The organism is Marinagarivorans cellulosilyticus, assembly GCF_021655555.1.
Classification (GTDB): domain Bacteria; phylum Pseudomonadota; class Gammaproteobacteria; order Pseudomonadales; family Cellvibrionaceae; genus Marinagarivorans; species Marinagarivorans cellulosilyticus.
Window position 1 is genome coordinate 3,149,792 of sequence record NZ_AP023086.1, and the last position, 26,230, is coordinate 3,176,021.

A 26,230-nucleotide genomic window follows, 5' to 3' on the forward strand; every position below is an offset into this window, starting at 1 on the left:
GTGTACTCCTACAGCTGCTCGATTACGGCTTGGTTAGCGGCTTGTGTTAGCGTAATCAATACGCGGCGGTTCACTAAGCGGTGCTCGGGCCCTAGGGCATGGCTGTAAGGCTGTTCGCTGGCAGCAGCCGTAATCGTTAGTCGTTTAAGCTCAATACCCATTGCGGTTAAAAAACTCGCTACTGCTTGGGCGCGCTGCGCCGCGAGTTGTTGGTTGTGTGTTTGCGTGCCGTTAATATCGGTATGGCCAGTAATGGTGAGCTTTATTTGGTTTAGCGGTTGTAACTGTTGCGCCGCTTTGGCTAGACGTGCAGCGTACTTGGGGTTTATGGCGGCAGAATCGATGGCAAATTGATTGTCGGCATTTAATAAAAGGCTAATTCTTTCCAGCGTTTGCTGTTGTTTTTCCGCATCGCTTAGCTGGGGTAGGGCGCAGGTTACGGCAGGGTTAACCTGCGCAAGCTGCTGGCGCAGTTGATCTAAGGCTTTGCGTTGAATTAGGACATCAATGGCAGCATCGGCACTTAGGCCACCGGTGAGCTGGCGTTCTATACGTATTTGCCTAAGGTTTAAGCGGTAAACCGCCGCAGGAAAGCAAATGTTGCCGCCCTGGAGTACTAGGGTGTCTAATTGCTGCCGCGTATTGTCGCTATCTAGGCGAAGGCCTTGCTCGACGGTAAGCGTATTGTCGTGATGAGGGTTCACCACGGCCGGAATTTCAATGGGGTAAAGTGGTGCTGCGGTGTGCTCGGCCAAGCCACCTTGGCCGTGTGCCGGCCAATGTGTGCAACCGGTTGCCAAAATTGTTAGTGGTAGCAACAAGGCTATGGGGGAGTAGAACGGTTTCATACGGCTAAGCCTTGCAGGTTGTCATCGCCCCAGTTAATGGTGATGGCCTGATTAACGCGCAATAGTTTCATTAATTCGGCAGGCTGGCCTGCAACACCAGAAAGCTCCATTTTGCAGTTGCTGGCTTTTAAACGTTTGAACAGATAGACCAATGCGCCAATACCCGATGAATCTAAAAAAGGTACGTGAGTCATATCAATGTTGACTATTTGTGCTTCGTTGTCGGCGCAAAAGCTTTCTATTTTATCGCGTGCAGTGAGTGCGCCTTCGGCATCAAAGTCTCCGACAAGGGTAATATGTCGTGTGCCATTGGTAAGCGTGCTTTCAAGTTTCATAGTGGTCCACCTTAATATCGGTTAAGTTGATATAAGTGAGTTATTGCGAGCGCCGTGCCATGCAAATATAACGTTGAGTTCTATTTTTTTAGGTTTTGCTTTGTATCGGGTATTAATAACAACGATATTTATGCGACTTCGGTAGGGTGTGGTTGGTTTTTTAGCCCTGAAGTTATATCAAGGTGTTTGCGACGTATTAATTGCAAATTGCAATGCATGATGCGATTAATTGTTAGCGCAAAAGAACGGGTAAATTGCGCCGCAAATGAGAAACCGTCGGCCGGCAAAACTTAAAGTTAATTTCAGGAATGCCCTTTAGGGGATGCCGCGCGTTTTAGATACTCTGGCTGGTCGTCGTGACAATCAATGACTGGCTTGATATATCACCACTAGCAATAATATAAGCGATATAACTTGCCAAAATAGAATGGGGTTTCTTTCGATAATGGGCGCTTGTGTGCGCTGAAGGTATCGAGGGTTCGGGTGTCGAAGGTCATATACAAACTCAGAAACCTCCTGATAGCGCTTAAGCGGGTTGGGGTTTAGCGCTTTAGCTATCGCGAAGTCAACCCACGCTGGCGGAGGGTTTTTGAGTTGCGACAGCGGTTGGTAATGCAGTGCTTGGCAGTCCCTTTGGCTGCGAACCTTGGAAACGGCATTGCCGTACGGCAAGCTACCGCCAGATAACATTTGGTACACCATCACGCCTAACGAGAAAATATCGGCTTGGTGTGAACCTAGCTCCCCTAAAAAATATTCTGGTGCAGTGTATTGCGCTGTACCCATAATGCCCTCGTTACTGGGCTGTATTTCACTGAGGCCTGCAACTTTAACGGCACCAAAGTCAATAATCTTAACGGTACCTTGTACGTCAATCATTACGTTGGCAGGCCTAAGGTCTTGATGCACCATTTCTTGTCGATGAAAGGCTTGTAAGCCGGCTGCAATTTGCTCAACAATATTTCGTACGCTTTCCAGGGCTGGGGTTTTATTGTCTGCGATCCATTGCGCAAGGGTTTGCCCTTCCACAAATTCAGTCAGAATATACAGGTAATTTGGTGCTTTTTGGGGCGTTAGTGCGCGTAGAATATTGGCATGATTAACCCTTCTTGCAATCCAGTCCTCCATAATAAAGCGTTGGAGATACGCTTGATTGTCTCGCATTTCTGATGAGGGCGTCTTAATAATGACGTGCTCCTCGCTATCATTATGCTTTGCTAAAAAAACGTGGCTGCGGCTACTAATGTAAATTTCCCGCAAGATGGTAAAGCCTTCAAAATCCATACGCGCCGTTAATGTGGGCGGCGCGGGTAACAGCATGGCTTGACGCTGCATTTCATCCATATTATTGTTGGGCACGGTATCTATTCGGGCCAACTGCATAGTTAAGTTATCATCGCTGCCGGCGGCTAATGCCGTTGCCACAATGGATTGAGCCAACGCGGGCAATTGAGCATCTGGTTTTGTTAGCTCTGCTGTTAATGTTTTTTCATCCCAAAATTCATAAACGCCGTCGGTGGCTAATATAAAAATATCGTCAACTTTAATGGCGACGGCAACATAATCAATTTCTAGGTAGTCATGAATACCCAGTGCGCGCGTTAAATAGCTTGTTTCTTCCGATAGCTGATGCCGATGGTCCTGTGTTAACTGCTCTAACGCTCCCTGACTTAAGCGATAAACACGTGAATCACCACTGTGAAAAATATGCGCTGTATTCGATTTAAAAATAATGCCGCTAAACGTACACACGTAGCCTTTGTCTTTATTGAACCGATGGGCACTTTGTTGGGTTTGGGCATATAACCAAGAATTTATTGCTTTCAACACAGCTTGCGCTGAATGTTTAACAGACCAAGCATCTGAGGTGCAGTAATAGTCCGATAAAAAGCCCTTCACTGATGCTTCGCTCGCAACCTGACTCACATTACTACTGCTAATACCATCGGCCAACGCCACAGCAATACCTTTGGAGGTTAGTTGGGGTTCGTTGGGTACCATCACGCCATAGCAATCTTGGTTAATTTTTTTTCGGCCAGCGTCACTGTATTGCCCGACCGTTATTTTTAGTGAATCTTTAGTCATAAAAAAACCCCGCTTTTACAAGCGAGGTTCCATTAATAGCGAGTTAATGTGTCAATAGCGGTTAAGCTGAACGACGCTCTGGGCTTGTTTTAACATGTGTTAAATAAAGCGGCAAGCCAACAAACAAAAAGCCTCCCACAAGGTTGCCCAAAACGGTCGGCAATTCATTCCAGACTAGGTAGTCCACTACTGTGAAATCGCCACCCATTATCATAGAAAATGGGAATAGGAACATATTTACAATTGAGTGCTCAAATGCCATAAAAAAGAACAGCATAATGGGCATCCACATAGCCATCATTTTACTTGAGGCTGAAGTGGATATCATCGCACCAACAACGCCCATAGATACCATCCAGTTACACAACATTCCACGAATAAAAATGGTAATCCAGCCGTCTAAGCCGTGCTCTTTATAGCCCAGGGTACGTGACTCGCCGATGCTGCCCACCTTGGCGGCCAAGGCGCCGCCATCGGTATTGTAGCCGTAGGTAAGAATGAAAGATGCCATTACCGCAACGGTTAATGCGCCCGCTAAGTTACCTAAAAATACCCAGCCCCAGTTGCGTAGCATTGTGGACCAAGTACAACCTGCGCGTTTATCGATTACGGCCAGCGGCACTAAAGTGAATACCCCTGTCAACAAATCAAACTTCATTAAATACAGCATGATAAAGCCAACAGGAAATAAAATGGCTCCAATTAACGGGTTGCCAGTTTTAACCATGACGGTAATCGCAAAAAACGCAGCAAGCGCCAAAATGGCACCCGCCATAAATGCGCGAATGAAGGTATCTTTGGTTGACATAAAAATTTTGGATTCACCAGCATCCACCATTTTGGTGGCAAACTCACTTGGTTCTAAGTAGGACATAACTCATCTCATATCAATGGAAGTTGAGCCTTCGCTTTAGCAAGTGACGAACCAAAATAATAAATGTTATAAAAATTAGAGGGTTACAGAATAAGTTCGTAAATTACCGGCCGAGGCACGGTAATGTTGCACCAAAGTGCTTCATCTTACGAAAGCTGCGACTTTTTTAGCGTCATAAGCCTAAGCTTCTTTCCCTCTTAATTTTTGGTCAAAGTTAATATCCGTAATTGAGACTCAAAAGGGTGCATATGTAATGAGCCTAGGGCTAGGGATTGGTCCATTTAGCTCGTGATTAGGGCAAGGGTTTATCCGCTGCTTTTGATCTAGCTCTAGGTTAGGTTTGGTTTTAGCTGGCATAATCCTTTTTTATTTTCAGTTAAGAGAGGCCGCCGTGAGCCAACGTAAAACCGCGAGTAACCCAAAAGCCAATACTGCCCGAGAGATTATTGAGGGTTTACAGCGTTATTTTGTCAGTGAATTGAGCCTGCAAGGTGAGCGATTAAGCACCGACTTCGCTGCATTCAAGCCCGTTGAATGGTTGAGGGATGAGGGTTTACACGGTGGCGGGGTGCGCTACATGGCACAAGATGCGTTGTTTAACCGCGCGTCGGTGAATATGTCGCAGGTTTTTTATGAAGATCTTGACGATAAACCGCTTAATAGCGCAACGGCAATATCGACGATTATTCACCCTGAGCATGCACGTACTCCATCGATCCATATGCATATCAGCTGGACAGAGCTGAAATCGGGTGAGGGGTATTGGCGCTTAATGGCTGATCTTAACCCTGCTATAGGCAACGAGAACGACAAGCAGCTTTTTGCTCAAGCCTTGCAAAATGCCAGTGGCAGCTTGTATGCAGAGGGTTCGAATCAAGGTGATCGCTATTTTTATATACCTGCCTTAGAGCGCCATCGTGGCGTTACGCATTTCTACCTCGAGCAATTTGATTCTGGCGATTGGCAGAGTGATTGCGAGCTGGCCCAGCGCTTTGGTCGCGCGGCAATCGATGCCTATTGCACATTGTTTTACAGTGCTCAGCAAGAAAGCGCGCCGATTACAGCAGAAGAAAAGCAGCAGCAGTTGGATTACCACACGCTGTATTTTTTGCAGGTATTAACGCTAGACCGAGGGACTACATCGGGGTTGTTGTCGCATAGCCATAACGATGTAGGGACTTTGGGCTCTATTCCTAAGCATATTAATCGCGATTTATTGGCCAGTTGGGTTGATAAGGTGCCGGCACCGCAAGAATCTTTGCTCAACGCATTTTTGACCATCTTACCGACACAAAGTGTGGTTGAGGTTGACGATGAAGTGAAATTACAGTTGGCGAATGCTGTGCGAGTATTTTACAAACAGTTTCCTGCTGCGATTGATCTGCAAGCTCGCGGTAACATAGTGCCGCCGACTATGCAAAACCACGGTGTGAAATAATTGGGTTTCTAGGGGCGTTTTATCATCTATTTGCCATAGTTGATTGCGATCATTATATTAGCCCTTTATTTCACTAAGTAGAGTTGTTTTATGAAAAAGTTGTTCCCTATTGCACTTGCTGTCGCGCTATTGGCAGGCTGTTCAAAACCTAGCCCGCTTCACCAATCCATGGAAGACATGGGCGGCGCTTTCAATGCCATGAAAGACAGTGACAGCATTCCTGCGATTAAAGAGCAGGTTGCGCTATTTAAGGCTGGTTTGAATATCGCCAAAGATCAGCCAGTAAGACCGGAAGATCAAGCTACGTTTGACGAGGGTATTGAAGAGTTAAATATCCTGGTTGTGAGCATCGAGGCTGCTGTTGCCGCTAACAACTTACCGGTAGCTAAAGAGCTGATGGGTAAATTAGGTGATGCGCGTAAGAAGTACCACGATAAGTTAGGCGTTAAAAAGAAATAATTTTTAATGTGGGCGTTTAAGCCCACAGCATAAAAATTTCACTGCCAAACAGACAAAAAAGGCCGCATAAATGCGGCCAAAAGCGGCTTTACGGAGCCGTAATTCTGTTTGCGTTATTTACTACATTTTAATAACGCATCTTCTCCTGCTGTTTATTTAATGAACAGCATCTCTGAATATTTAGGGTAAGGCCATACCTTATTGGCGACATAACCCTCTAATGTGTCTGCATGTTCGCGGACTTTATCCATTAAGTCTCTTATGGTGCTAGCACAGTGTTGCATGTGTATTTCGGTAGAATCAAAATCGTGGTTGGCAATGGCAGCACTTAGTTCGCTTACGGTGGCCATCATGCTGTTGGATTCAGTCACGATTTTGCTGGCCACGTCTTTATTGGCTTCTAAGCCTAGTGCGCTGGCGGCTGATAGGCTATCGGTTAGTTCGGTTAAGTAGCTCATTGTTGCTGGGTAGATGGCTGTGGTTGCCATATCAATCACTAATTTGGCCTCCACTTCAATGGACAAAATATATTGCTCGGCATACACCTCGTACCGGCTTTTTAGCTCTTTGGGCGATAGTACTTTGGTGCTGTTAAACAAAGCTTCTACGGCGGGGTCTAAAAACGCGGGCAGGGCATCTGCCGTTGTGGGAATGTTTTTAAGGCCGCGCTGCTCAACCGCAGCCTTATGCCATTCGCTTGAGTAACCGTCACCGCCAAAAATCACATTGCTGTGTTCATCCATTAGCTCTTTCAATACTGCAATGACGGCGGCGGTTTGCTCTAAGCCATCGGCTAAGCGCGCCTCTAACTTTGATGCAACCCACTCAAGGGAGTCGGCCAAAATGGTATTCATGGCAACCAATGGGCCGGAAACCGATTGTGAGGATCCTACCGCGCGAAATTCAAAACGGTTACCGGTAAAAGCAAAAGGCGATGTGCGATTGCGATCGCCGGGGTCGCGCTTAAACGTTAAAATTTGCGAAAGGCCTAAGTCCATATCGCCACCACACTCGGTAGGGCTAAGGTTGCCTTCTTTGATGTCCATAAACACTTTTTCGAGTTGGTCACCTAAATACACCGACAAAATAGCCGGTGGTGCTTCGTTAGCCCCTAATCGATGGTCGTTTGCCGCAGAAGCAATCACCGCGCGCAATAGCGGCCCAAATAGATGAACGCCGCGAATAACCGCTCCGCAAAACAATAAGAAGTTCAGGTTTTTTTCAGGGGTATTACCAGGGTCCAATAAATTACCTTGAGTAGAATTACCGACCGACCAATTCACGTGTTTGCCTGAACCATTAACGCCAGCAAAGGGTTTTTCGTGCAGTAAGGCTAAAAAACCGTGTTTTTTTGCGGTGTTTTTCATTACCGTCATTAACAGCTGCTGGTGGTCGGCCGCTACGTTGGCCGCTTCGAAGTAAGGGGCTATTTCAAATTGGCCTGGGGCAACTTCGTTGTGGTGTGTTTTTGCTGGAATACCCAAACGGTATAGTTGGTCTTCAAAGTCTTGCATAAAAACTTGGACGCGCTCGGGAATGGCGCCAAAGTAGTGGTCGTCGAACTGCTGGCCTTTTGCGGGGGCTGCGCCAAATAGCGTGCGCCCAGCTAAGAGTAAATCTGGGCGGCTGTTGGCAAAGTTTTCGTCAATTAAAAAGTATTCTTGTTCTGCGCCACAGCTAGAATTCAGCGTTGTTATATCGGTCTCTCCCATTAGCGCTAAGACTTTTTGTGCGGCACTATTCATCGCCGCATTCGAGCGCAGTAGGGGGATTTTTTTATCTAAAGCTTCACCCGTCCAAGACATAAATACACTGGGGATCATTAATGTGGCGCCATTGGCGGTATGCATAATGTACGCAGGGCTGGTGGGGTCCCAGGCGGTGTAACCGCGGGCAGCATTGGTCATGCGCAAACTACCGTTAGGGAACGATGAGCCATCGGGTTCGCCTTTAATTAACAGGCTGCCGGTAAACTCGGTAATGGCATTGCCATCGGCGTTAGTCACAATAAAGCCATCATGCTTTTCGGCGGTGGCATTGGTCATTGGGTAAAAAATGTGGGAAAAGAATTTCGCGCCTTTTTTCATAGCCCAATCTTTCATTGCAGCTGCTACAACATCTGCCGTTGCAGCGCCCAAAGGAGCGCCCGTCTGCACGGTTTTCTTCATTGCCTTAAAAGCATTCTTTGATAAACACTCTTCCATGGTGCTGAGATTAAACACATCGCAGGCCCATATTTCACTGAGCGGTTTGGGTATTTCCACTTCGGCGGGCGGTGTTGAAGTGATTTCGCTAATGGCAAGAAATCGTGATTCGCTAACGGACATAAAAAAGTACCTCTGGGGCATGAGTTTGCAATAGTGGATAACAGCAGCAGTAAAACCATCGAGCCTGCGCAAGCTAGAGGATGCGCGCTTTTTTTGATGCTTAGCTGCGTTTAGGTTAAAGGTCTTCGTGGTGGATTGGCTCGCAAAAAATAAGCCGCACACAATGCCTAGCTCGCCTTTAGTTTAATTTTGAGCCAACAAGATCGGTTTTCTCACCAATGCTGTGCGTTCGATTTCTTTTCGGTGCGTAGCGCTATAAGCGATGGCTGAAGTTGGGCCGCTTAGCATCCTTATTTGGCTTCCGGTCAAGAAAGCTGCTGTAGAAAAGGGCGTTTTTTTGTGTGAGAGCTTTTTTCATCGCAGTAGTACTAGCATTGTGGTTTTGTCTGATCCCGAGCGCAGGCGCTTCTTTATGTTCTTAAATGGCGCGTAAATGGCGTTAATAGTGCGGAAATTGATGCTAACGTATCGTTAATGGTGCATTGCTCAAGTAGCCGAATTTGCTGCCCTTGCGCCAATGCGGGCTATAAATGCAACGGAATTCTACTTTTTAGCCTTGAACTTTTTAAAACTGGCCCTACCTAATCTTGCGCACTCGTAAACAGCTTTGTATGGGGAGCTTCCCCCTGTAACTAGGAGACCAAGCAATGTTTTTTTCGATTGATTCGCACCTTCATGTTGGCGCTACCTCACCTTTTTACGCGATACCTCTTATTGCGGCATAGTTTGAACAAATTTTAATCATTACTCTTTGTAAATATTAGGAGGAATCTATGCTGAGCGTTCACCAGTTATCCAGAACCTACGGCTCGTTTGTGGCTGTCGATAATGTGAGCTTTTCGATAAATAAAGGCGAAATAGTTGGCCTGCTAGGGCATAACGGAGCGGGAAAGACCAGCATTATGAAGGTGATTAGCGGCTACTTGGAAGCCGATACTGGGCGTGTCACCGTCGATGGTGTGGATTTGCAAAATAGCCCCAAATTAGTACAGAAAAGCTTGGGCTATTTACCGGAAAGTTTGCCGGTATACCCCGAGATGACAGTGGCAGATTACCTTGATTATGCGGCTGACCTTAAGGGGTTAAAAGGTGAAGAGAAGGCCAGCGAGCTGCGGCGAGCGATTAAAGCAACAGACATTACTGAAAAATTATTAGTTCCCATTGCTACGCTTTCGCGTGGTTATAAACAGCGTGTTGGTGTAGCACAAGCGATTCTTGGCCGCCCTAAATTACTCATTCTTGATGAACCCACCAATGGGCTCGACCCAGAGCAAACACAACACATGCGCGATTTAATTTGCGAAGTGGCTAAAGACGCGACTGTTATTTTATCTACTCATATTATGCAGGAAGTTGAAGCGATATGTAGCCGAGTATTAATGTTGAATGCGGGTAGTTTGGCGCTTGATGCCAAGCTTGATGAGCTACGTGCGAGCCACCACTTGTTATTGCAAACATCGCTTAATAAGAATGACGTCTTAGCAATGGCCGACTGGGGCGAAATCGATTCGGTGAAGTTATTGCATACAGTAGAAGGCGGTAGTGAGTTTAGGGTTGCCTTGGATAATAGCGCTAAGCCGAAGCTTGTAGCGGCTAGAATTGCGGCCTTTATTGTGGCTCAAAACGCTGAGCTTTATGCCTTGCAGCCAGAGCAACGCAATTTAGAAACGCTGTTTAAGGAGGTGAATCAAGGTTATAAAAAGGAGGGGCTAAACCATGCCGCGTAATCATGTAGATGCTAATGCCACAGTAAAGCGCATTGCGCTAAAAGAAATTACCTTATTCTTTGCATCGCCCATTGCATATTTATTTTTAGCCTCGTTTGCGGCTATTTCGCTATTTGTATTTTTTTGGGGCGAGTCTTTTTTTGCGCGCAATATTGCCGATGTTAGGCCGTTATTTGAATGGATGCCAGTATTGCTTATTTTCTTAAGTGCTACGCTCACTATGCGTTTATGGAGCGATGAGCGGCGAAGCGGTACCTTAGAATATGTCCATACCCAAGCAATACCGCTTTGGCATTTTGTGCTCGGTAAGTTTTTAGGTTGTTTAGTACTTTTGGCTATAGCTTTGTTTATTACTTTGCCGCTACCTATCACAGTATCACTGATCGGTGATCTTGATTGGGGGCCGGTTGTTGCGGGCTACACGGCGACTTTATTTATAGGTGCCGCTTACCTGAGTATTGGTTTGTTTGTTTCCTCACGCAGTGATAATCAAATTGTTAGTTTGATATCCGCTTCGGCAGTATGTGGGGTATTTTATGTACTAGGAACACCACTAATTACCGACTTTTTTGGTAATACGGCAGGGGATTGGTTGCGAGCTATCGGCACAGGTTCACGCTTCGAAGCCATTACCCGCGGGGTTTTAGATATTAGAGATTATTACTACTACTTAAGCTTGATAGTTGCTTTTTTAGTGTTGAATATTTACTCGTTAGAAAAAGAGCGGTGGGTGAAAAGTGGGCGTAGGCCTTTACATCGGCAGTGGCAAGCTTTAACGGCGCTACTGGTTGCTAATGCGGTTGGTGCAAACTTATGGTTGGGGCAAGCCGATAGTTTACGCATTGATGTTACCGATGGTAATCAATATTCGATCAGCGAAGCGACTGAAAATTATCTTGATCAATTACAAGAACCACTGCTTATTCGTGGCTATTTCAGCGCGAAAACACACCCGCTATTAGCGCCGTTGGTGCCACAAATGCGTGATTTGATTAAGGAGTATGAGGTTTCTGGCAAGGGGCGGGTGCGTATTGAATTTATTGACCCACAATCGAACCCGGCTTTAGAAGAGGAGGCCAACCAAAAGTACAGCATTCAGCCAGTGCCTTTTCAGGTGGCCGACCGTTACCAATCTTCTATTGTTAGCTCTTATTTTAACGTGGTTGTGCAATATGGTGATGAGCATCAAGTACTTGGGTTTAGAGAACTTATCGAAGTTAAGGCGCGGAGCGAAAGTGATATTGATGTGCAATTGCGCAATCCAGAGCATGATTTAACGCGCTCGATTAAAAAAGTGTTACACGCTTACCAAGCAGGCGGAAACCTTTTTGATACCGTTAAGGCAGAGTTAAGTTTGACAGCCTATGTATCGCAAGCACAAAAACTACCTGCCCAATTAGTTGGATTTCGCCAAGCTATAGAGGAGGTTGCTGGCGATTATGTGGGGCGATCGTCGGGGCGCTTCAAAGTATCTTTTATTGACCCCGAAGATAATGGTGGCCAAGTTGCAAAACAAATTGCTGGCGATTATGGCTTTCAGCCCATGGCAACCAGTTTGTTGAGTAATGAGTCGTTTTATTTTTATGTCACATTACAAGGTGGTGATCAAGTTGTTCAGTTGCCGCTCGGTGATTTTGGCAAAGACGAGTTCAAGCGAAATTTAGAGGCGGGAATTAAACGTTTTGCAGCTGGCTTTACTAAAACTGTTGCTCTGGTTGCGCCTAAACCTGATTACTCTTCGCATTATGGCCCCGGCAGCGCTGCTGCTCGCTTTGCCACGCTAGAATCATTCTTAAGCGCTGAGTTGAATGTTGTACAAGAAGATCTTTCTGATGGCAGTGTCTCAGGGGTGGCCGATATTTTATTGTTGGCGGCTCCTAAAGATCTTGATGACAAACAATTATTTGCTGTAGATCAGTTCTTAATGAAAGGCGGTACAGTGATTGCGGCCACATCGCCTTTCAGCGCTAATTTTAGCAATCGCAGTTTGGCGATACGAAAGCACAATAGTGGTTTGGATGATTGGTTAAAGCACCACGGTATTGAGCAGCAAGCGTCGCTTGTGCTTGATCCGCAAAATGCCGCTTTCCCTGCACCTATTACGCGGAACCTTGGCGGCTTTCAAGTGCAAGAAATGCGAATGCTTGATTACCCGTATTTTACTGATATTCGCGGTAAAGGCTTAAATGATGACAATCTGATCACCTCTGAATTGCCGCAGTTAACAATGGCTTGGGCATCGCCTGTTGAAATAAACGAGCAGAAAAATTCAGCGCGAACAATTACGCCACTATTGCGTTCTTCGAGCCAATCTTGGTTGTCTTCGTCGACAGATGTTATGCCTAAAATGACGCGCCAAGGTGTGAGTGCTTTTACGCCTGAAGGCGAACAAAAGTCGCATTTGCTAGGGCTTGTTAATGCGGGCCGTTTTGATTCTTATTTCGCGGGTAAAAACTCACCGCTGATTGACGCAGAAAGTAAAAACGAAGCTGCTACACAAGAGGAGGGTGCCGCTCAGGATGATAGTGGTCAGGACAATACTCTCGATGTAAGCAGTGTGATTGAACGTTCGCCAGATTCTGCACGCATTATTCTCTTTAGCTCTAATGAGTTTTTAAATGATCAAGTGCTACAAATGCTGGGTAGCGCGCAGCAAACGAGTTATGTGAATTCTATACAAATGTTAGCTAATGCCATCGATTGGTCTTTGGAGGATTCGGGTTTGCTCAGTATTCGCTCGCGTGGGCACTTTAATCGCACATTACCGCCCATGGAAAAAGACGAGCAAATGTTTTGGGAGTATTTGAATTACGCTTTAGCCGCTTTGGCAATTATTGTGATTGCTGTGTGGGAACGACGCCGGCGGGCAATGAAGCATAAACGTTATTTTGACTTGCTTGCAGTGTAAAGGAGGTAGTAAATAATGAAACAAAAAATAGTATGGCTTACGGGAATTTTGGGCGCACAAATTTTATTGGTGCTGGTGTTTTATGTATTAGGGCAAAATGCATCGCCTAAGCTGGAGAGTAAGCCGCTTATTAACTTTGATAAAACAGCATTGAGTAAGGTCTCTATTTCTGATGGTGACGCGGATGTTGTGTTAGAGCGCAAAGGTAACGCTTGGAAAATCTCCACATTACACAATCTGCCTGTTAATCAAGCTAAGCTTGAGGGTTTACTTGACACCTTGGCGAGTTTACAGACGCAGTGGCCGGTAACATCAACTACCAGCAGCCATCAGCGTTTTGAGGTGGCGAGTAGCGCCTTCAATAAACGTATTACGCTATATAACGGCGACGAGACTATGGCGCAATTGTATTTGGGCACGTCTCCGAGCTTTAAAAAGTCGCATGTCCGCGTTGAAGGCGCTGACGAAGTGTATGCTCTTGAAATTAATGCTTATGAACTGGCAACCAACGCGAGTGATTGGCTCGATAAATCGCTGCTGGCGGTACCGAAGCTTTTGTCGATCAAGGGTGACAATTTTGAAATCAAGCTTGATGAAGCTCAAAAGGCGTGGGAGTTCGCTGATACCACCCAACAAGCCCTGGATCAAGAAAAAGCGCAAGCGTTGGCAGACGCTTTGACAACGCTTAATGTTATTGCAGTTGCGGATAATGCACCGGCCTTTGATGGTGGCGAGGTGAAGACGCTGACGGTCGCATCAGGCGAAGCATTTAGCTATCACTTCATGCAAAAAGACAGCCGTTATTATGTCAAACGTGCAGATATAGGTGAGGTAGCATTTACGATATCGCAGCACGACTATGAAGGCTTGGTTAATGCTAGTTTAGAGCCACTACAAGCAGCACCGGAGGTGGCACCAGAATCACCTGAGCCTAAGGAGTAACTTTAGAGAAATCAACATGCTAGAGAGGCTGCGGCGCTAGCATGTTGATTCTTCCTGCGCTAGCTTTTACGTGCAGCGTTGATAGATACCCACATAGCATCTAAAGTTGTAGAGACTACTTGATAAATCAAGGCTTTAAGATGAAAAACCGACGAGAGCACTCGCGACTTCCTTTGTCTATCGATGTGAAAATTTCACACCCACTGTTTGGTGAGAAAGTCGTAACAACCAAAAACTTTTCAGAAGGCGGCCTGTTTATTCTGGCTGAACCCTCTGAGCTACCACCGGTGGGGGAGTTTGTTGATGGTCAGGTGCAAGGTATGGCGGATGAAGCCCCCATTGTACGAATGAAAATAGTACGCATGGAGGGTGACGGCTTGGGTTTGCAGTATGTGGTTAGTGAGGATTGAAGCTTATTCTTAGGATTGGCTGGATTGACTTGCTCCCAAGCAGGAGCAAAGCCGATCCTATTGACCTGTGCCGTAAAATTTCAATGCTAAACATTTGCCTTCGCCCTGTGGTATTGGCTACGTGGTACTTTGGTAGCACTGTCTAACTGTTCTCGAGGCAGCTAGGATTCTCTCGAAAGGCTCTACAAATATTGCGCGCTCGTAATCGTCTACACAATTAGACGTGTGAGTGGTTTATAATCCCTTCTTTTTTTATATCCGGTGTTTTGTGACTGGCCTTTACTTAGCCAGAACGGCTTGGCATCTTGCGCCTTAGTCGTTGGGGTCGGCTTTTGATAAGCGCGCCCTTTAGAACAAAGCCGATGGGCTTAAGTGGGCAGTTGTTAATTGCCCAGGCAGCTCGAGGCTTGTTTTTTTTGGCTGCTCTTATTTGACTTAAGCTATCACCCTAAATGATAAATCAATTGCCTCAAGGTGTTTGGTTAGAGCGCCCACGGAGATGCGGTAGGGTTGGCAGCTTGGTAGTGCTTCAAAATTATCGAGTTCAACGTTGCCAGAAACTTCAAAAACACTGTTTGGCGCTGGAGTGTTTAGAATCTCGAGTGTATCTTCGCGGCTAAAGTTGTCGAGCATAATAATGTCTGCTTTAGCGCTGAGCGCTTCCTCAAGCTCTGCTCGCGTTTCGACTTCTACTTGAACAGGCTTGCCTGGCGCCATTGTTCTAGCTTGTGTAATAGCTGCGCTGATGCCGCCACAAGCACAAATGTGATTTTCTTTTATTAAGAATGCATCCCACAAGCCAATGCGATGATTGTGGCAGCCGCCAACAGCTACAGCATACTTTTGTGCGATGCGTAACCCCGGTAGTGTTTTACGGGTGTCGAGCAAGGTAATTGCTGTGCCTTTGACGAGGTCGGCGTATTGGCGGGCAAGGGTTGCCGTGGCGCTTAATGTTTGCAGCAAGTTAAGTGCTGCGCGCTCACCAGTGAGTAGGGTGCGGGCATTGCCGCTAATTTCAAATAAGGTATCGTTGGCGTTTGCGGTATCGCCATCGCTCTTTAACCATTGTATGTTGGTTTTACCGCCATACTGGACATCTAGAAAGGAAAAAATAGCATCGACCCATGCGCTGCCACAAACTACGGCTTTTTCGCGGGTAATGACGCGTGCTCGTATGCTCTTGTCTTGGGGAATGAGCGCTGCGGTAATATCGCCGGTGTTAATGTCTTCTTGCAGTGCAGCTTTTGCGTTGGTTTCTATCGCTTGAGCAAGTAGTGCAGGCTCTACGCCTAGTCCAATAAACTCAGACACCCTTAGCCCTCTCGGTTATGGGCGCGCATGGCGCGTTGTTTTTGCTGGGACCAGTCGCGTTCTTTTTCGGTATTGCGTTTGTCGTGCATTTGCTTACCTTTGGCCAGTGCAATTTCGCACTTCACCATATGGCGCTTCCAGTAAAGGCTGGTAGCCACAACGGTGTAACCCTTTTGGTTAACCGCTGCTTGTAGGCGATCTAGCTCTTTACGTTTAAGTAGTAGCTTGCGATAACGGGTGGGTTCGGTGACAAAGTGCGTGCAAGCGGTGCCTAGGGGCTGGATTTGTGCGCCCATTAGCCAAGCCTCGTCATTTTGAAAATACACGTAGCTTTCGGTGAGCTGACCTTTGCCTTCACGCAGACTTTTAACTTCCCAGCCGGTTAGCGCTAGGCCCGCCTCAAAGCGGTCTTCAATAAAGTAATCGTGTCTGGCGCGGCGGTTAGTCGCAATAGTGTTGCTCGACGGCTGTTTTTTCTTCTTTGTGCCCATGGTCTTTCTATCAAGGTTAACGGGGCGAGTAGCCTAATGCATGTCTGCGGGCGTGTAAATAACGGCAGCTACGCCGCAGCCGACGGTTTCTGGTAGAATCGCGCCTTTTCGACATCTTGGATTGGTAGGCGGTAGCGCAGTTATGACAGATAAAAACGGTAAGGTAGGCTTTGTATCGCTCGGGTGTCCGAAAGCATTAGTGGATTCAGAGCGCATTCTGACGCAGCTGCGTACCGACGGTTATGATGTGGTGCCCAGTTATCATGATGCTGATGTGGTGGTGGTGAATACATGTGGCTTTATCGATAGCGCTAAACAGGAGTCGCTAGATGCCATTGGGGAAGCCATGAAAGAAAACGGCCGAGTTATCGTAACTGGTTGTATGGGTGTCGAAGAAGAGGCTATTCGCGAGGTTCACCCCAATGTGCTGTCTGTTACTGGTCCCCAGCAATACGAGCAGGTCGTGGGTGCGGTGCATGAGGTCATTCCTCCTTCGCGTGAGCATGACCCTTTTTTGGATTTGGTGCCGCCGCAAGGTATTAAATTAACACCTCGGCACTACGCGTATTTGAAAATATCTGAAGGCTGTAATCACAGTTGTTCTTTCTGCATTATTCCTTCTATGCGCGGTAAGTTGGTTAGCCGCCCGGTAGGCGATGTGCTGGATGAGGCTGAGCGTTTAGTTAAGGCTGGTACGCAAGAGCTACTCGTGGTGTCGCAAGATACCAGCGCTTATGGCGTGGATATGAAATACCGCACCGGCTTTTGGCAAGGTCGGCCGGTCAAAACAAAAATGTACGACTTGTGCAATGCCCTTGGCGATTTGGGTGCGTGGGTGCGCTTACACTATGTTTACCCATACCCGAATGTCGATGACATCATCCCTTTAATGGCTGAAGGCAAAGTGCTGCCTTACCTCGATATGCCGTTGCAGCACGCAAGCCCCAGCGTGCTTAAAGCGATGAAACGGCCGGGCCAGCAAGAAAAAACGATTGAGCGCATTCGTGCATGGCGGAATATTTGCCCGGATATCACCTTGCGTTCCACCTTTATTGTGGGGTTTCCTGGTGAGACAGAAAACGATTTTGAATACTTGCTGGATTGGCTGGATGAGGCCCAGCTGGATCGTGTTGGGTGCTTTGAATATTCTCCCGTTGACGGTGCGAGCGCCAACAAGCTGGCTGACCATGTCCCAGACGAAGTTAAAAAGGAGCGCTGGGAGCGCTTTATGGCAAAGCAACAAGAGATCTCGGCCAAGCGCTTGCAGCAAAAAATTGGCAGTGTACGTGAGGTGCTAATTGATTCTGTTGAGCCGGGAGTCGCAATAGGCAGAACAGCGGCAGACGCCCCCGAAATTGACGGCATTATCACGTTGGATGATGATTATGGTTTACAGCCTGGTCATCGTTTGAATGTACGTATTACTGATGCGGACGAGTACGATCTATGGGGCGAACCGGCAGAGATGGACAGCGAGTAAGGTTCTAGCTGCACAGCTTACGCTGCGCGCTTTTAACGAATTAACAATTTAACGGTTAGCTGCTTGGCAAATGGGCTTTAAAAACTGCTCGATATCTCTTAGTGTTGGTGCGAGAAAGTTTAGCCCGCGGCTTGTCGCTACAATAATGTCTTTGTGGCTTACGTTGGTGTAAATATGTGCTGTCGCCGGCACACCGGCGCTTTGGAGTTTTTGTTGCAGTACAGTGGCGGATTCCGGCACTACAATAGTATCGTCCTCGCCGTGCAACAGTAATGTGGGCGGGTTGTCTGGGTGAATGTGGTTAACCGTAAGCGCCTGTATTTGTTGTTCTGGCTTTTCGCCAAACATATCGAGCCAGCGCGGCTTTTGTGAGGGCAAGAAGAAATCGTGCGGGCCCGATAGCGAGATATAACCGGCGACTTTTTCTTTATTTAAACCGGCCGCCTCTAAGTAGGTGGTATCAAAACTCACCAGTCCTGCCAGCATTGCACCGGCTGAATGCCCCATCAAGATTAACGGTTTTTGTTGAATTAGCTGCTGTACTTTAGGCTGCGCAATACTTAAAGCAAAGTCTTCTACAAATGTGGGAAATTTTACTTCCGGGTAAAGACGGTAGTTGGGGATAACAACGGTATGCCCCTTGCGCCCCAATGCGGCGCCGACAAAGCCGTACATGTTTTTATCGCCACTATCCCAGCTACCGCCGTAGGCAAAAACAATGACACAACCATTATTGTTATCGGGGGGGCTGTATATATCGAGTGCTTGCCGAGCATGTGGGCCGTAAGCAATGTTGTTGTCAGTTTTGAATTTTTCAGCGCTATTGAGTTTGTTGAGTAGCGTTGTTGGTGAGCATGCGGCAAGGCATAGTGAAGAGATACTAATAAAGAATGCCTTGATCTGCGGGAAGTGCCTTGCAATCATGTTGGGTCTCTAGGTTTCGGGGCTTCCACTGATTTAATGTTTAGTGTTCGGCTCGTGCTTGCCATTTTTTATGTGCTAGCTGCCCAACTACAGTAATATATAAGCTTTTTATTGCGATTGCTGGGTTAATCCATCATTGTGTTGCTGTTGTCGTATTTACGCGGATAGTCTCGTGGTTGTCGGCGGCGTTTATTGACCGGAAGCGGGCCAGCTCTCAGAGAGCTCTTACGGTGATTAGGTTGGACACGGTGGTAGCTTGCTTCGGCCGCTGCCGGAGTTATAAAAAGCTAATCATTGTCTGCTTATGAATAAAGTGCAGGAGGTATGAGACATGAAATCCGAGCTCCCAGTGTCCATAGTGGGCGAACAAGAAAATTTGATACATCAAAGGATTCATGATCACTCGATCAGACAACCTAACAACATTGCAGTCCGCTATCAAGGGCAGACACTCAGTTATAGGCAGTTATGGCGCATTGTTCGCTTCAGAGCGAAAGAGCTGCGCGCTAGTGGAGCTGTACGCGGCACGCCGGTTGTTGTTGCGCTAGAGCCTGGGTTGGAAATTCTTCCTTATATCGTCGCTATCATGAGCATCGGAGGCATTTACGTCCCGACGGATTTATCATTTCCTGAGGCTCGCCTATTAAATATACTGGGTAATTTTACCGAAAGCATTGTTGTTGTACCCGAGGCGCAAAGGAATAAAGCGCAAGATCTTGCGGATAAGAGCGCCAGTAAAATTACTGTTGTCTCATGCGGAGCAGACCTTGGGTCGATTGATCAGCTGGAAGACTTTACCGATGTCGGATTGAGTGTGGCTGATGAATCACATATCTTTTTTACCTCGGGTACAACAGGTCATCCCAAGGGTGTGGTTTCCAGTCATAAAAATTTAATACATTATGTTGACTCTGCTGTGAATCGTTACGGGTTTAAGGCTGAGGATTGTTTTTTGTGCGCGGCGAAATATACGTTTAGTATAAGCTTGTTTGAGTTGTTAATACCGTTGTCTATTGGCGCTTGCGTGCAATTGATTCCGCGGGCTACAGTTTTAGATTTAAAAGCTCTAGCTCAAATTTTAAAAACCGTAACGGTATTTCATTTTGGCCCAAGCCTATTAAAAAAATTACTGCCTTACCTTAAACAGCACGATAGTGCCGAGTATGCAAATATACGGCATGCGTCTTCTGGCGGCGATTTTGTGCCCTTAGCCGTACTTAGCGACCTTCGTAGTGTGTTCTCGCGCGCTGAGATTTATGTGATTTATGGTTGTAGCGAAGTGAACTGCATGGCCGCCACCTTTTTTGTTTCTATGGATCTTGATGCCATACAAAAGAGTCGGGTTGGGCTTGCACATCAAAATGTTGCAATTAAAATTTTAAATCAAGAGTGCTGTGATGTGCCGACGGGAGAGACGGGATTTATCTATATTGCCGGCCCTGGAGTCGCGAAAGGCTATCTAAACTTACCTTCACAAGAACGAAAAAGTTTTCATCTGTTCGATGGTGTCAGATATTATTCGACCGGTGATTTAGGTCGGCTGGATGCCGACGGAGACTTGGAGGTGTTAGGGCGTGCTGATTTTCAAGTCAAGATAAAAGGTGTCAGGATTGAGCTTCAAGAAATTGAAAAAAATTTGCTTTTACTGGGTGAGGTGGCAGACGCCGTTGTTGTGAGCTCTGAGTTATTTGATGATATGTCAGGTAACCGAGACCCAATTTTAATTGCCTACATCGTTTTTAGTGAATATAAGCCTGACTGTGTTAGCTATATAAGACAGCGGCTTAGATCCGAGCTTCCCGAATACATGTTGCCCAACCTGTTTGTTAGGCTAGCGTCGATGCCGTTAAACCACAATGGAAAACTCGATCGCTCTCAGCTTCCAAGCCCGAAAGTCGCCGATGTGCTTACGGCTGGCGAAGCGATTGAGCCTCAAGGGGATGTCGAACAGCAGCTTAGTGATTTCATGCTGGAATTAAATTTGTCTTCGCCTATTAGTCGGAATGATAGCTTTTTTGATGTTGGTGGTGACTCATTAGCTGCGGTGACATATTTGAAGAAAATTGAAGATTTTTTTGACAAACATATACCTATATCATGGTTTTACCACCATCCAACCATTGCAGAGGCTGGTGAGCTTATTCGTCAAAATGTAGAAATTGATAGCGGTGATGAAGTTGTTGTTCTAAAGCAGGGAGATCCCGAATTACCTCCGTTGTTTTGCCTCTATGGTATTTTTCTTTACCGTGATTTAGCTTTGGAATTAAGTGTTGCCAGAAGTGTTTGTGGGGTCTACTTAGAGTATGAAACTGAGCTCTTTAATGAAATGGCTTCGGTTGAAGATTCTCCAAATTTTATCAGTGTGACAAAGATCGCCACACTATATTTAAACTGTATTAAGCAGCATCAGAAAAATGGCCCTTATTATTTATGTGGGGAATCTTTCGGTGGAATAGTGGCGCTTGAGGTCGCGCGTTTATTGATTGCTGTTGGTGAAAAAGTGTCTTTTATAGGGATGCTTGATTCCTCTGGGCCTCATTTTTTACAGCGCTTTGGAGCCCTCGATAGGGCTTGGGTGCACGCTAAATTATGTTTAACTCAGGGGCTTCCATATATCCTGCCATTGCTACAAGCCAGAATTAAGGGGCAGCCCAAAACGTCCGCGAATGGCGGCGAGCTGGTGGTGGATTATCGGGCTCAGGCTCGAAAATTTGCCTCAAGTACTTATGAGCCAGAACCGTTTACTGACCCAGTCGTTCTTTTTCGGGCGCGAGAGCGATCTCAATTTGAGCCTAAGGTCGAGGACCTAGGCTGGGCTGAGGTGCTCCCAAAGTTAACGGTTCGTACTGTTGAAGGAGATCATCTTGGTATGTTGAAGAAAGGTTGCGTCTTTGATTTGGCTCAGAATATGAAGCCATATTTATAGTATTAACCCGTAACTATTACAGGTTAGGGTGAAATACTGTTTTCATGGCAGTAAAAAAGGAGGCGGCTCTTACTGGGCCTTTGCTTCGATATTGGTTACACTGCCTACCCGTTTAATCAAGGAGAGGCTCTTCTCCGCTTTAGTGAGGTGATCTAGTGGCTTCCATAGAACATGGATTGCTCGTCAGGCATCGATGATTGCCTTATTTTTAGCTTGAAGTACTCGGTATCCTTGATGCCTCTTGCTCGCTTGCGAATCATGCCAATGCTGACATTGCCGGCTTCAATTCTGGCGCTAGTCAGCCCGTGTTTTCCGTAGTTACAAATGCCTACGCTATGCTTCCTTAGTGACTTTGCAAATTTCTTGAGATAGAGCATATTCGTCTGTTCCGCGATGTCGCACCACTGCTCCAATGCATTCATCATGGCGTCATAATTCCCTGCATTCCACAAAGCTTGGAGCTGCTCTTTGAGTATATAAAGTGTATTGATATTGGAATTATTTTCGAGCAATGTCTGGAGTTTATTGGCTTGTTTATCATTTAACTTGTCGGCATTTTTTAACAACAGGTAGTGGGTACCTTTAAGCTGCTCTTTGCCTGCGCGATCCGCCTTTCTGAACTCGATCCTACGCTGATTGCTCATGGCTTTACTGTAGTTTTGCATCACATGAAACCGATCGAAAACAATGTCAGCATTAGGCAAGCATTCGCGTACCGATTTTTGATAGGCTGGCCCCATATCCATGGCTACCGCCTCTATGTTTTCAGCGGTTTGTGCTGGTAAGCGCTTTAGAAACGCTGTCAACACCTCGGCTTTACGGCCTGTCTCAACGCCAATTAAATGACCGGATTCCATGTCATAAATCACCGTCATATAATCATGGCCTTTGGCTCTAGCGACTTCATCGACCCCAAGATATTTTAAGTCAATTAATTTTTCAGGATTAAGTGCAGGCAACGTTTTCTCTAGGTGAAATTTATCCATATTTTTCACCGTTTCCCATCGTAGCTTTAGGTGCCGACTGACCGTGCTGATACTCATATGGCGACACAATCCGCTCACCAACTGGCAAAATCTTTGAGTATAGCGATTGCCTGTATCGACAAATTCGCAAGCCTCCATTAGACGCCTACCGCAAGTCGTCACAACTTGAGCGAGCTCAACTTCCAAATAGCACTCGAAGCCACACAAAGGGACATCACGGATCGTTCTGCGCAAGTATCGGTTGATGTTGGCCGCCTCATTACTTGACGGGTCAATCGCTCTATAACGACGGTCTCGCTTGCAGTGTATAGTCAATCTTTGCAGGGCCAAGTCATGCTGAACTTGTTTGACACGCTGACCAGGAAGGCTCAAAATTTTGCTGGAGATGTTAAGGCTCATATATTCGTTTAAGTGTAGTGGCGTGAGAACCTTACATTTCAACGGATATGGCGGGTCTTAGCATCTCTTTTTACCTCACTAAAGCGGAGAAGACCCCAAGGAGAAAACAATGTTTAAAATATTGCACGAAGGCGAGTCGTTAGGGACAACATTATTTGAAAGTGGTGATCCAGATACGCAGTCTGTGTCTGGCGCTTTTAATAACCTTGGCGGCGCTATTGCGTTAAGTGCTTGGATAGTGTCCAACGGCGGTACCGAGGATGGCGAAGCGGTTTATGTTGTGTTTACTGATGCTTTTTCTGTAACTACGGCCGATGGCGTTGCTCTGGATATAAAAGAAGGCACTCTTATTGCTGTGCCTGACGAAGGTGAGGCCTATATCGAGATTGTGTTACGCGATGAGCAAGATTACCAGCGCTACTTTCCTGAGCATTTATCCGCAGTGGTATCAGGCGCCTAGCCTTGTAAAATCGAGCTGCTAAGCATAAAAAACGCCGCTAATCTGCGGCGTTTTTTATGCTTAGTAGTTTAGTCGTCGAGTTCTGAGCCTAGCAATATACCGCGCAAAGAGTTTGGTAGCGCCTCTTCAATTAAAATATCTGCGAACTTGCCAATAAGCTCTGGCTGATCGCAACGGAAGTTAACAACACGGTTGTTCTCCGTTCGGCCTGAAAGTTGGCCAGGGTCTTTTTTGGAGTAACCTGTTACTAAAACGCGCTCGGTATTGCCGACCATTTTGCGGCTAATATCTTGTGCCTGCTGAATAATTCGGCGTTGAAGAATTTGTAAGCGCTCTTTTTTCTGCGCGTCCGTAATTTCATCGGCATAGCTAGCGGCTGGGGTGCCTGGGCGAGGGCTGTAAATAAAACTGAAAGAAGTATCAAAGCCTACCGATTGAATCAAGTTCATGGTTGCCTCGAAGTCTTTGTCGGTTTCGCCAGGAAAGCCGATGATAAAGTCGGAACTAAAGCTCATGTTGGGGCGCAGTGCTTTAATGCGGCGCAGTTTGGACTTGTACTCTAACGCTGTGTGGCCGCGTTTCATGGCCATTAAAATACGGTCTGAGCCGCTTTGTACTGGTAAGTGGATATGGCTGACAAGCTCGGGCACTTCTGCATAAACGTTGATTAGGCTGTCGCTAAACTCTACGGGGTGCGATGTGGTAAAGCGAATGCGGTCTATGCCGTCAACTTGGGCAACTAACGTAATGAGTTCGGCGAGGTCTACAATGCCATCGGGGCTTTCGCCGCGGTAAGCATTCACGTTTTGGCCGAGCAGGTTGATTTCGCGCACGTTTTGGCTCGCAAGGTGTGAGACTTCTTGCAGTACGTCAGCAGCGGGGCGGCTAACCTCTTCCCCTCGGGTGTAGGGGACGACACAAAAAGTGCAGTATTTAGAGCAGCCTTCCATCACAGAGACAAAAGCGCTGGCGCCGTCGGCTTCAGGTTGTGGCAAGTTGTCGAATTTTTCGATCTCAGGAAAGCTAATGTCGACCATAACCGTGCCGTCGGCTTGCGGCTTCTTGTCGATCATTTCGGGTAGGCGGTGGAGTGTTTGCGGGCCAAAGACTAAGTCAACAAACGGCGCCCGGTCTGCAATAGCTTCGCCTTCTTGGCTGGCAACGCAACCACCAACACCAATAACAACGTCTGGATTCTTTTGCTTTAGGTGTTTCCAGCGACCTAACTGGTGGAACAGTTTTTCTTGCGCTTTTTCACGGATTGAGCAGGTATTCACAAGGAGCACATCGGCTTCTTCTGGGTTGTCGGTAGGCACCATTTCGTGCGATTCGCCGAGCAAATCTCGCATGCGTGAAGAATCATACTCGTTCATCTGGCAGCCATGAGTTTGGATAAACAGCTTTTTAGTGGGCTTGGCAGGTGTTTGTGAGGTGGCGGGCGCGGTGGCTTGCTCTGACATAGGAGATGGCTCTGGTAACACAAAAAAATGAGCGCGCATTATACGCGGCTTACGCATGTCTTGCATGGTGTGCTGCAGCTAAAAGGTGAACTAGAGTCAAGGTCGGTAAATGCAAGGGCTGCGCTTGCCTAATCGGCCCCGTCGGGCTTGCTGATGATACGTCAATACTTATACCGCTAAATACAAGCGCTTGTGCTATGGGCGTTGGTTTTATGCAGTAAGCTTGGTAATGTGCGCTTGTTTTTTGTTCTGTAACCCCAATTTCGGGGTTAAATGCGTTTTTGAGAGTTTTTATGGCTAGTACCCCTATTTATAAAGTGGTTTTTTATAATCAAAATCAAGTGTTCGAAGTGTTTGCCCGTGCGATTTTTCAAAGTGAAATGTATGGTTTTATTGAAGTAGAAGAGTTTGTTTTTGGTGAGCGCTCGCAATTGGTTGTTGATCCGAGTGAAGAAAGACTTAAAAACGAGTTTGCCGGCGTGACGCGTTCTTATATTCCGGCGCATTCTATTATTCGTATTGATGAGGTTGAAAGCGAAGGGGCCGTGAAGGTGATTGATCTTAAGCCTGGGGAAAAATCCAATATGGTGCCGTTTCCCGTTATGAACCCTAAGCCAGAATAAATGGCTTTATATTATCGTGTTCAAGGCGAGCCTAATGCCGATTGCCCGCCGGTTGTTTTGGTGCATGGGTTATTTGGCTCGTTGGAAAATCTCGGGGCGTTAGCTCGGTCGTTATCTGCTCACTTTAGGGTGTATAGCGTTGATTTGCCGAATCACGGGCGATCGGCGCATGTGGATGCAATGAGCGTGTCGAGTATTGCAAATGCTTTATTGCAATGGATGGACGAGCAGGCGATGGATCGTGCTTTTTTCATTGGTCACTCCTTGGGTGGCAAAGCTGCCATGGAGCTGGCGTTAATGGCGCCGCAGCGGTGCGTTAAGTTGGCAGTTATTGACATTGCCCCAGTACGCTACGAGTCTCATCATGCTGATGTGTTTAAAGGGCTGCTTTCGATTGAGCCTGCACAGTTGGTATCGCGCTCTGAGGCTGATTTAGCACTTAAAGCGTATGTTCCAGAATTGGCAGTGCGCAGCTTTTTACTTAAAAACCTCCAAAAGAAGGATGCCGGCTTTGTTTGGCGTATGAATTTGCCGGTTATCTACCGCGATTACCCAGAGCTACTCGCGGCCAATTGCGAACCCGCAAAGCCTTTTGCGGGTGAAGTCTTGTTTATTAAAGGCGGTGATTCACCCTATATTCTACAATCGCACCGCAGGGCTATTTTGTCTCGTTTTCCTCGCGCAAAAACGCGCGTTGTCGTGGGTACCGGCCATTGGCTTCATGCTGAAAAGCCCGATCACGTTGGGCAATTATTGCTGAGCTTTTTGCAAGCTCAGTAGTTGCGGGCTTTGTGGTATCCGGTGGAAGCCATGATAT

At 46.7% G+C, this 26,230-nt stretch carries 21 protein-coding genes; 11 read left to right on the plus strand and 10 right to left on the minus strand.

From position 1 onward, the window contains the following. Nucleotides 1-8 precede the first annotated feature (8 nt). The 4 genes from MARGE09_RS12620 to MARGE09_RS12635 all read right to left on the minus strand — a co-directional run bounded on the left by MARGE09_RS12620 (nucleotide 9) and on the right by MARGE09_RS12635 (nucleotide 4,142). Nucleotides 9-848, minus strand: a complete 840-nt coding sequence (locus MARGE09_RS12620; RefSeq protein WP_236982421.1) for an OmpA family protein — start codon at nucleotides 846-848, stop codon at nucleotides 9-11. After that, entirely contained in the window at nucleotides 845-1,183 is a 339-nt protein-coding gene (locus MARGE09_RS12625) for an STAS domain-containing protein (RefSeq protein ID WP_236982423.1), read from the minus strand. Before MARGE09_RS12625 ends, MARGE09_RS12620 begins: the two co-directional genes overlap by 4 nt. Before the next feature lie 363 nt (nucleotides 1,184-1,546). After that, nucleotides 1,547-3,268: a bifunctional protein-serine/threonine kinase/phosphatase gene (locus MARGE09_RS12630; RefSeq protein ID WP_236982425.1), complete on the minus strand. Its 1,722-nt coding sequence runs from the start codon at nucleotides 3,266-3,268 to the stop codon at nucleotides 1,547-1,549. A gap of 61 nt (nucleotides 3,269-3,329) precedes the next feature. Next, a complete protein-coding gene (locus MARGE09_RS12635; protein WP_236982427.1) occupies nucleotides 3,330-4,142 on the minus strand; it encodes a formate/nitrite transporter family protein in 813 nt (270 codons plus the stop codon). Between the two features lie 391 nt (nucleotides 4,143-4,533). Between MARGE09_RS12635 and MARGE09_RS12640 the strand changes: the two genes are divergently transcribed. Continuing rightward, a complete protein-coding gene (locus MARGE09_RS12640; RefSeq protein ID WP_236982429.1) occupies nucleotides 4,534-5,580 on the plus strand; it encodes a coproporphyrinogen III oxidase in 1,047 nt (348 codons plus the stop codon). A gap of 90 nt (nucleotides 5,581-5,670) precedes the next feature. After that, nucleotides 5,671-6,039, plus strand: a complete 369-nt coding sequence (locus MARGE09_RS12645; RefSeq protein ID WP_236982430.1) for a cytochrome b562 — start codon at nucleotides 5,671-5,673, stop codon at nucleotides 6,037-6,039. A gap of 152 nt (nucleotides 6,040-6,191) precedes the next feature. Here MARGE09_RS12645 and MARGE09_RS12650 read toward each other — a convergent pair whose 3' ends face one another. Then, on the minus strand, nucleotides 6,192-8,366 hold the full coding sequence (locus tag MARGE09_RS12650) for a glutamine synthetase III family protein (protein ID WP_236982432.1): 2,175 nt from the start codon (nucleotides 8,364-8,366) through the stop codon (nucleotides 6,192-6,194). Between the two features lie 773 nt (nucleotides 8,367-9,139). Between MARGE09_RS12650 and MARGE09_RS12655 the strand changes: the two genes are divergently transcribed. From MARGE09_RS12655 to MARGE09_RS12670, 4 genes are all read left to right on the plus strand, one after another. Beyond that, nucleotides 9,140-10,093, plus strand: a complete 954-nt coding sequence (locus tag MARGE09_RS12655) for an ABC transporter ATP-binding protein (protein ID WP_236982434.1) — start codon at nucleotides 9,140-9,142, stop codon at nucleotides 10,091-10,093. After that, nucleotides 10,083-13,001 carry a Gldg family protein gene (locus tag MARGE09_RS12660; protein WP_236982435.1) on the plus strand — a complete coding sequence of 973 codons (2,919 nt, stop codon included), beginning with the start codon at nucleotides 10,083-10,085 and terminating at the stop codon, nucleotides 12,999-13,001. Before MARGE09_RS12655 ends, MARGE09_RS12660 begins: the two co-directional genes overlap by 11 nt. 15 nt (nucleotides 13,002-13,016) lie before the next feature. Next, on the plus strand, nucleotides 13,017-13,943 hold the full coding sequence (locus tag MARGE09_RS12665; protein WP_236982436.1) for a DUF4340 domain-containing protein: 927 nt from the start codon (nucleotides 13,017-13,019) through the stop codon (nucleotides 13,941-13,943). A gap of 140 nt (nucleotides 13,944-14,083) precedes the next feature. Next, nucleotides 14,084-14,353 carry a PilZ domain-containing protein gene (locus MARGE09_RS12670; RefSeq protein ID WP_236982437.1) on the plus strand — a complete coding sequence of 90 codons (270 nt, stop codon included), beginning with the start codon at nucleotides 14,084-14,086 and terminating at the stop codon, nucleotides 14,351-14,353. A gap of 435 nt (nucleotides 14,354-14,788) precedes the next feature. Here MARGE09_RS12670 and nadC read toward each other — a convergent pair whose 3' ends face one another. Further along, complete coding sequence (gene nadC / locus MARGE09_RS12675; RefSeq protein ID WP_236982438.1) at nucleotides 14,789-15,664, minus strand: carboxylating nicotinate-nucleotide diphosphorylase; 876 nt, start codon at nucleotides 15,662-15,664, stop codon at nucleotides 14,789-14,791. A gap of 2 nt (nucleotides 15,665-15,666) precedes the next feature. Next, nucleotides 15,667-16,155, minus strand: coding sequence for an SsrA-binding protein SmpB (smpB, locus tag MARGE09_RS12680; protein ID WP_236982439.1), 489 nt, complete (start codon nucleotides 16,153-16,155; stop codon nucleotides 15,667-15,669). Nucleotides 16,156-16,297: 142 nt separating this feature from the next. Between smpB and rimO the strand changes: the two genes are divergently transcribed. After that, nucleotides 16,298-17,635 (plus strand): 30S ribosomal protein S12 methylthiotransferase RimO, encoded by a 1,338-nt coding sequence (rimO, locus tag MARGE09_RS12685; protein WP_236982441.1) that lies wholly within the window; start codon nucleotides 16,298-16,300, stop codon nucleotides 17,633-17,635. Between the two features lie 48 nt (nucleotides 17,636-17,683). Here the strand turns inward: rimO and MARGE09_RS12690 are convergent, their stop codons facing one another. Then, nucleotides 17,684-18,559 (minus strand): alpha/beta hydrolase, encoded by an 876-nt coding sequence (locus MARGE09_RS12690; RefSeq protein WP_236982442.1) that lies wholly within the window; start codon nucleotides 18,557-18,559, stop codon nucleotides 17,684-17,686. Nucleotides 18,560-18,917: 358 nt separating this feature from the next. Between MARGE09_RS12690 and MARGE09_RS12695 the strand changes: the two genes are divergently transcribed. Beyond that, nucleotides 18,918-21,485 (plus strand): AMP-binding protein, encoded by a 2,568-nt coding sequence (locus MARGE09_RS12695; RefSeq protein ID WP_236982444.1) that lies wholly within the window; start codon nucleotides 18,918-18,920, stop codon nucleotides 21,483-21,485. 152 nt (nucleotides 21,486-21,637) lie between these two features. Here MARGE09_RS12695 and MARGE09_RS12700 read toward each other — a convergent pair whose 3' ends face one another. Further along, nucleotides 21,638-22,870 carry an ISL3 family transposase gene (locus MARGE09_RS12700; RefSeq protein WP_236981837.1) on the minus strand — a complete coding sequence of 411 codons (1,233 nt, stop codon included), beginning with the start codon at nucleotides 22,868-22,870 and terminating at the stop codon, nucleotides 21,638-21,640. Between the two features lie 109 nt (nucleotides 22,871-22,979). Between MARGE09_RS12700 and MARGE09_RS12705 the strand changes: the two genes are divergently transcribed. Next, nucleotides 22,980-23,330 carry a hypothetical protein gene (locus MARGE09_RS12705; protein WP_236982446.1) on the plus strand — a complete coding sequence of 117 codons (351 nt, stop codon included), beginning with the start codon at nucleotides 22,980-22,982 and terminating at the stop codon, nucleotides 23,328-23,330. 68 nt (nucleotides 23,331-23,398) lie between these two features. Here the strand turns inward: MARGE09_RS12705 and miaB are convergent, their stop codons facing one another. Then, on the minus strand, nucleotides 23,399-24,790 hold the full coding sequence (gene miaB / locus MARGE09_RS12710) for a tRNA (N6-isopentenyl adenosine(37)-C2)-methylthiotransferase MiaB (RefSeq protein WP_236982448.1): 1,392 nt from the start codon (nucleotides 24,788-24,790) through the stop codon (nucleotides 23,399-23,401). Between the two features lie 293 nt (nucleotides 24,791-25,083). Between miaB and MARGE09_RS12715 the strand changes: the two genes are divergently transcribed. Beyond that, nucleotides 25,084-25,413, plus strand: coding sequence for a DUF1820 family protein (locus tag MARGE09_RS12715; protein WP_236982450.1), 330 nt, complete (start codon nucleotides 25,084-25,086; stop codon nucleotides 25,411-25,413). Then, a complete protein-coding gene (locus MARGE09_RS12720; RefSeq protein ID WP_236982452.1) occupies nucleotides 25,414-26,193 on the plus strand; it encodes an alpha/beta fold hydrolase in 780 nt (259 codons plus the stop codon). The last annotated feature ends 37 nt before the right edge of the window (nucleotides 26,194-26,230 follow it).

Bases quoted from the DNA above. Each gene is read 5' to 3' on its own strand.
- MARGE09_RS12620 (WP_236982421.1), bottom strand. From the start codon at position 848: ATGAAACCGTTCTACTCCCCCATAGCCTTGTTGCTACCACTAACAATT.
- MARGE09_RS12625 (WP_236982423.1), bottom strand. From the start codon at position 1,183: ATGAAACTTGAAAGCACGCTTACCAATGGCACACGACATATTACCCTT.
- MARGE09_RS12630 (WP_236982425.1), bottom strand. From the start codon at position 3,268: ATGACTAAAGATTCACTAAAAATAACGGTCGGGCAATACAGTGACGCT.
- MARGE09_RS12635 (WP_236982427.1), bottom strand. From the start codon at position 4,142: ATGTCCTACTTAGAACCAAGTGAGTTTGCCACCAAAATGGTGGATGCT.
- MARGE09_RS12645 (WP_236982430.1), top strand. From the start codon at position 5,671: ATGAAAAAGTTGTTCCCTATTGCACTTGCTGTCGCGCTATTGGCAGGC.
- MARGE09_RS12650 (WP_236982432.1), bottom strand. From the start codon at position 8,366: ATGTCCGTTAGCGAATCACGATTTCTTGCCATTAGCGAAATCACTTCA.
- MARGE09_RS12655 (WP_236982434.1), top strand. From the start codon at position 9,140: ATGCTGAGCGTTCACCAGTTATCCAGAACCTACGGCTCGTTTGTGGCT.
- MARGE09_RS12660 (WP_236982435.1), top strand. From the start codon at position 10,083: ATGCCGCGTAATCATGTAGATGCTAATGCCACAGTAAAGCGCATTGCG.
- MARGE09_RS12665 (WP_236982436.1), top strand. From the start codon at position 13,017: ATGAAACAAAAAATAGTATGGCTTACGGGAATTTTGGGCGCACAAATT.
- MARGE09_RS12670 (WP_236982437.1), top strand. From the start codon at position 14,084: ATGAAAAACCGACGAGAGCACTCGCGACTTCCTTTGTCTATCGATGTG.
- smpB (WP_236982439.1), bottom strand. From the start codon at position 16,155: ATGGGCACAAAGAAGAAAAAACAGCCGTCGAGCAACACTATTGCGACT.
- rimO (WP_236982441.1), top strand. From the start codon at position 16,298: ATGACAGATAAAAACGGTAAGGTAGGCTTTGTATCGCTCGGGTGTCCG.
- MARGE09_RS12690 (WP_236982442.1), bottom strand. From the start codon at position 18,559: ATGATTGCAAGGCACTTCCCGCAGATCAAGGCATTCTTTATTAGTATC.
- MARGE09_RS12700 (WP_236981837.1), bottom strand. From the start codon at position 22,870: ATGAGCCTTAACATCTCCAGCAAAATTTTGAGCCTTCCTGGTCAGCGT.
- MARGE09_RS12705 (WP_236982446.1), top strand. From the start codon at position 22,980: ATGTTTAAAATATTGCACGAAGGCGAGTCGTTAGGGACAACATTATTT.
- miaB (WP_236982448.1), bottom strand. From the start codon at position 24,790: ATGTCAGAGCAAGCCACCGCGCCCGCCACCTCACAAACACCTGCCAAG.
- MARGE09_RS12715 (WP_236982450.1), top strand. From the start codon at position 25,084: ATGGCTAGTACCCCTATTTATAAAGTGGTTTTTTATAATCAAAATCAA.
- MARGE09_RS12720 (WP_236982452.1), top strand. From the start codon at position 25,414: ATGGCTTTATATTATCGTGTTCAAGGCGAGCCTAATGCCGATTGCCCG.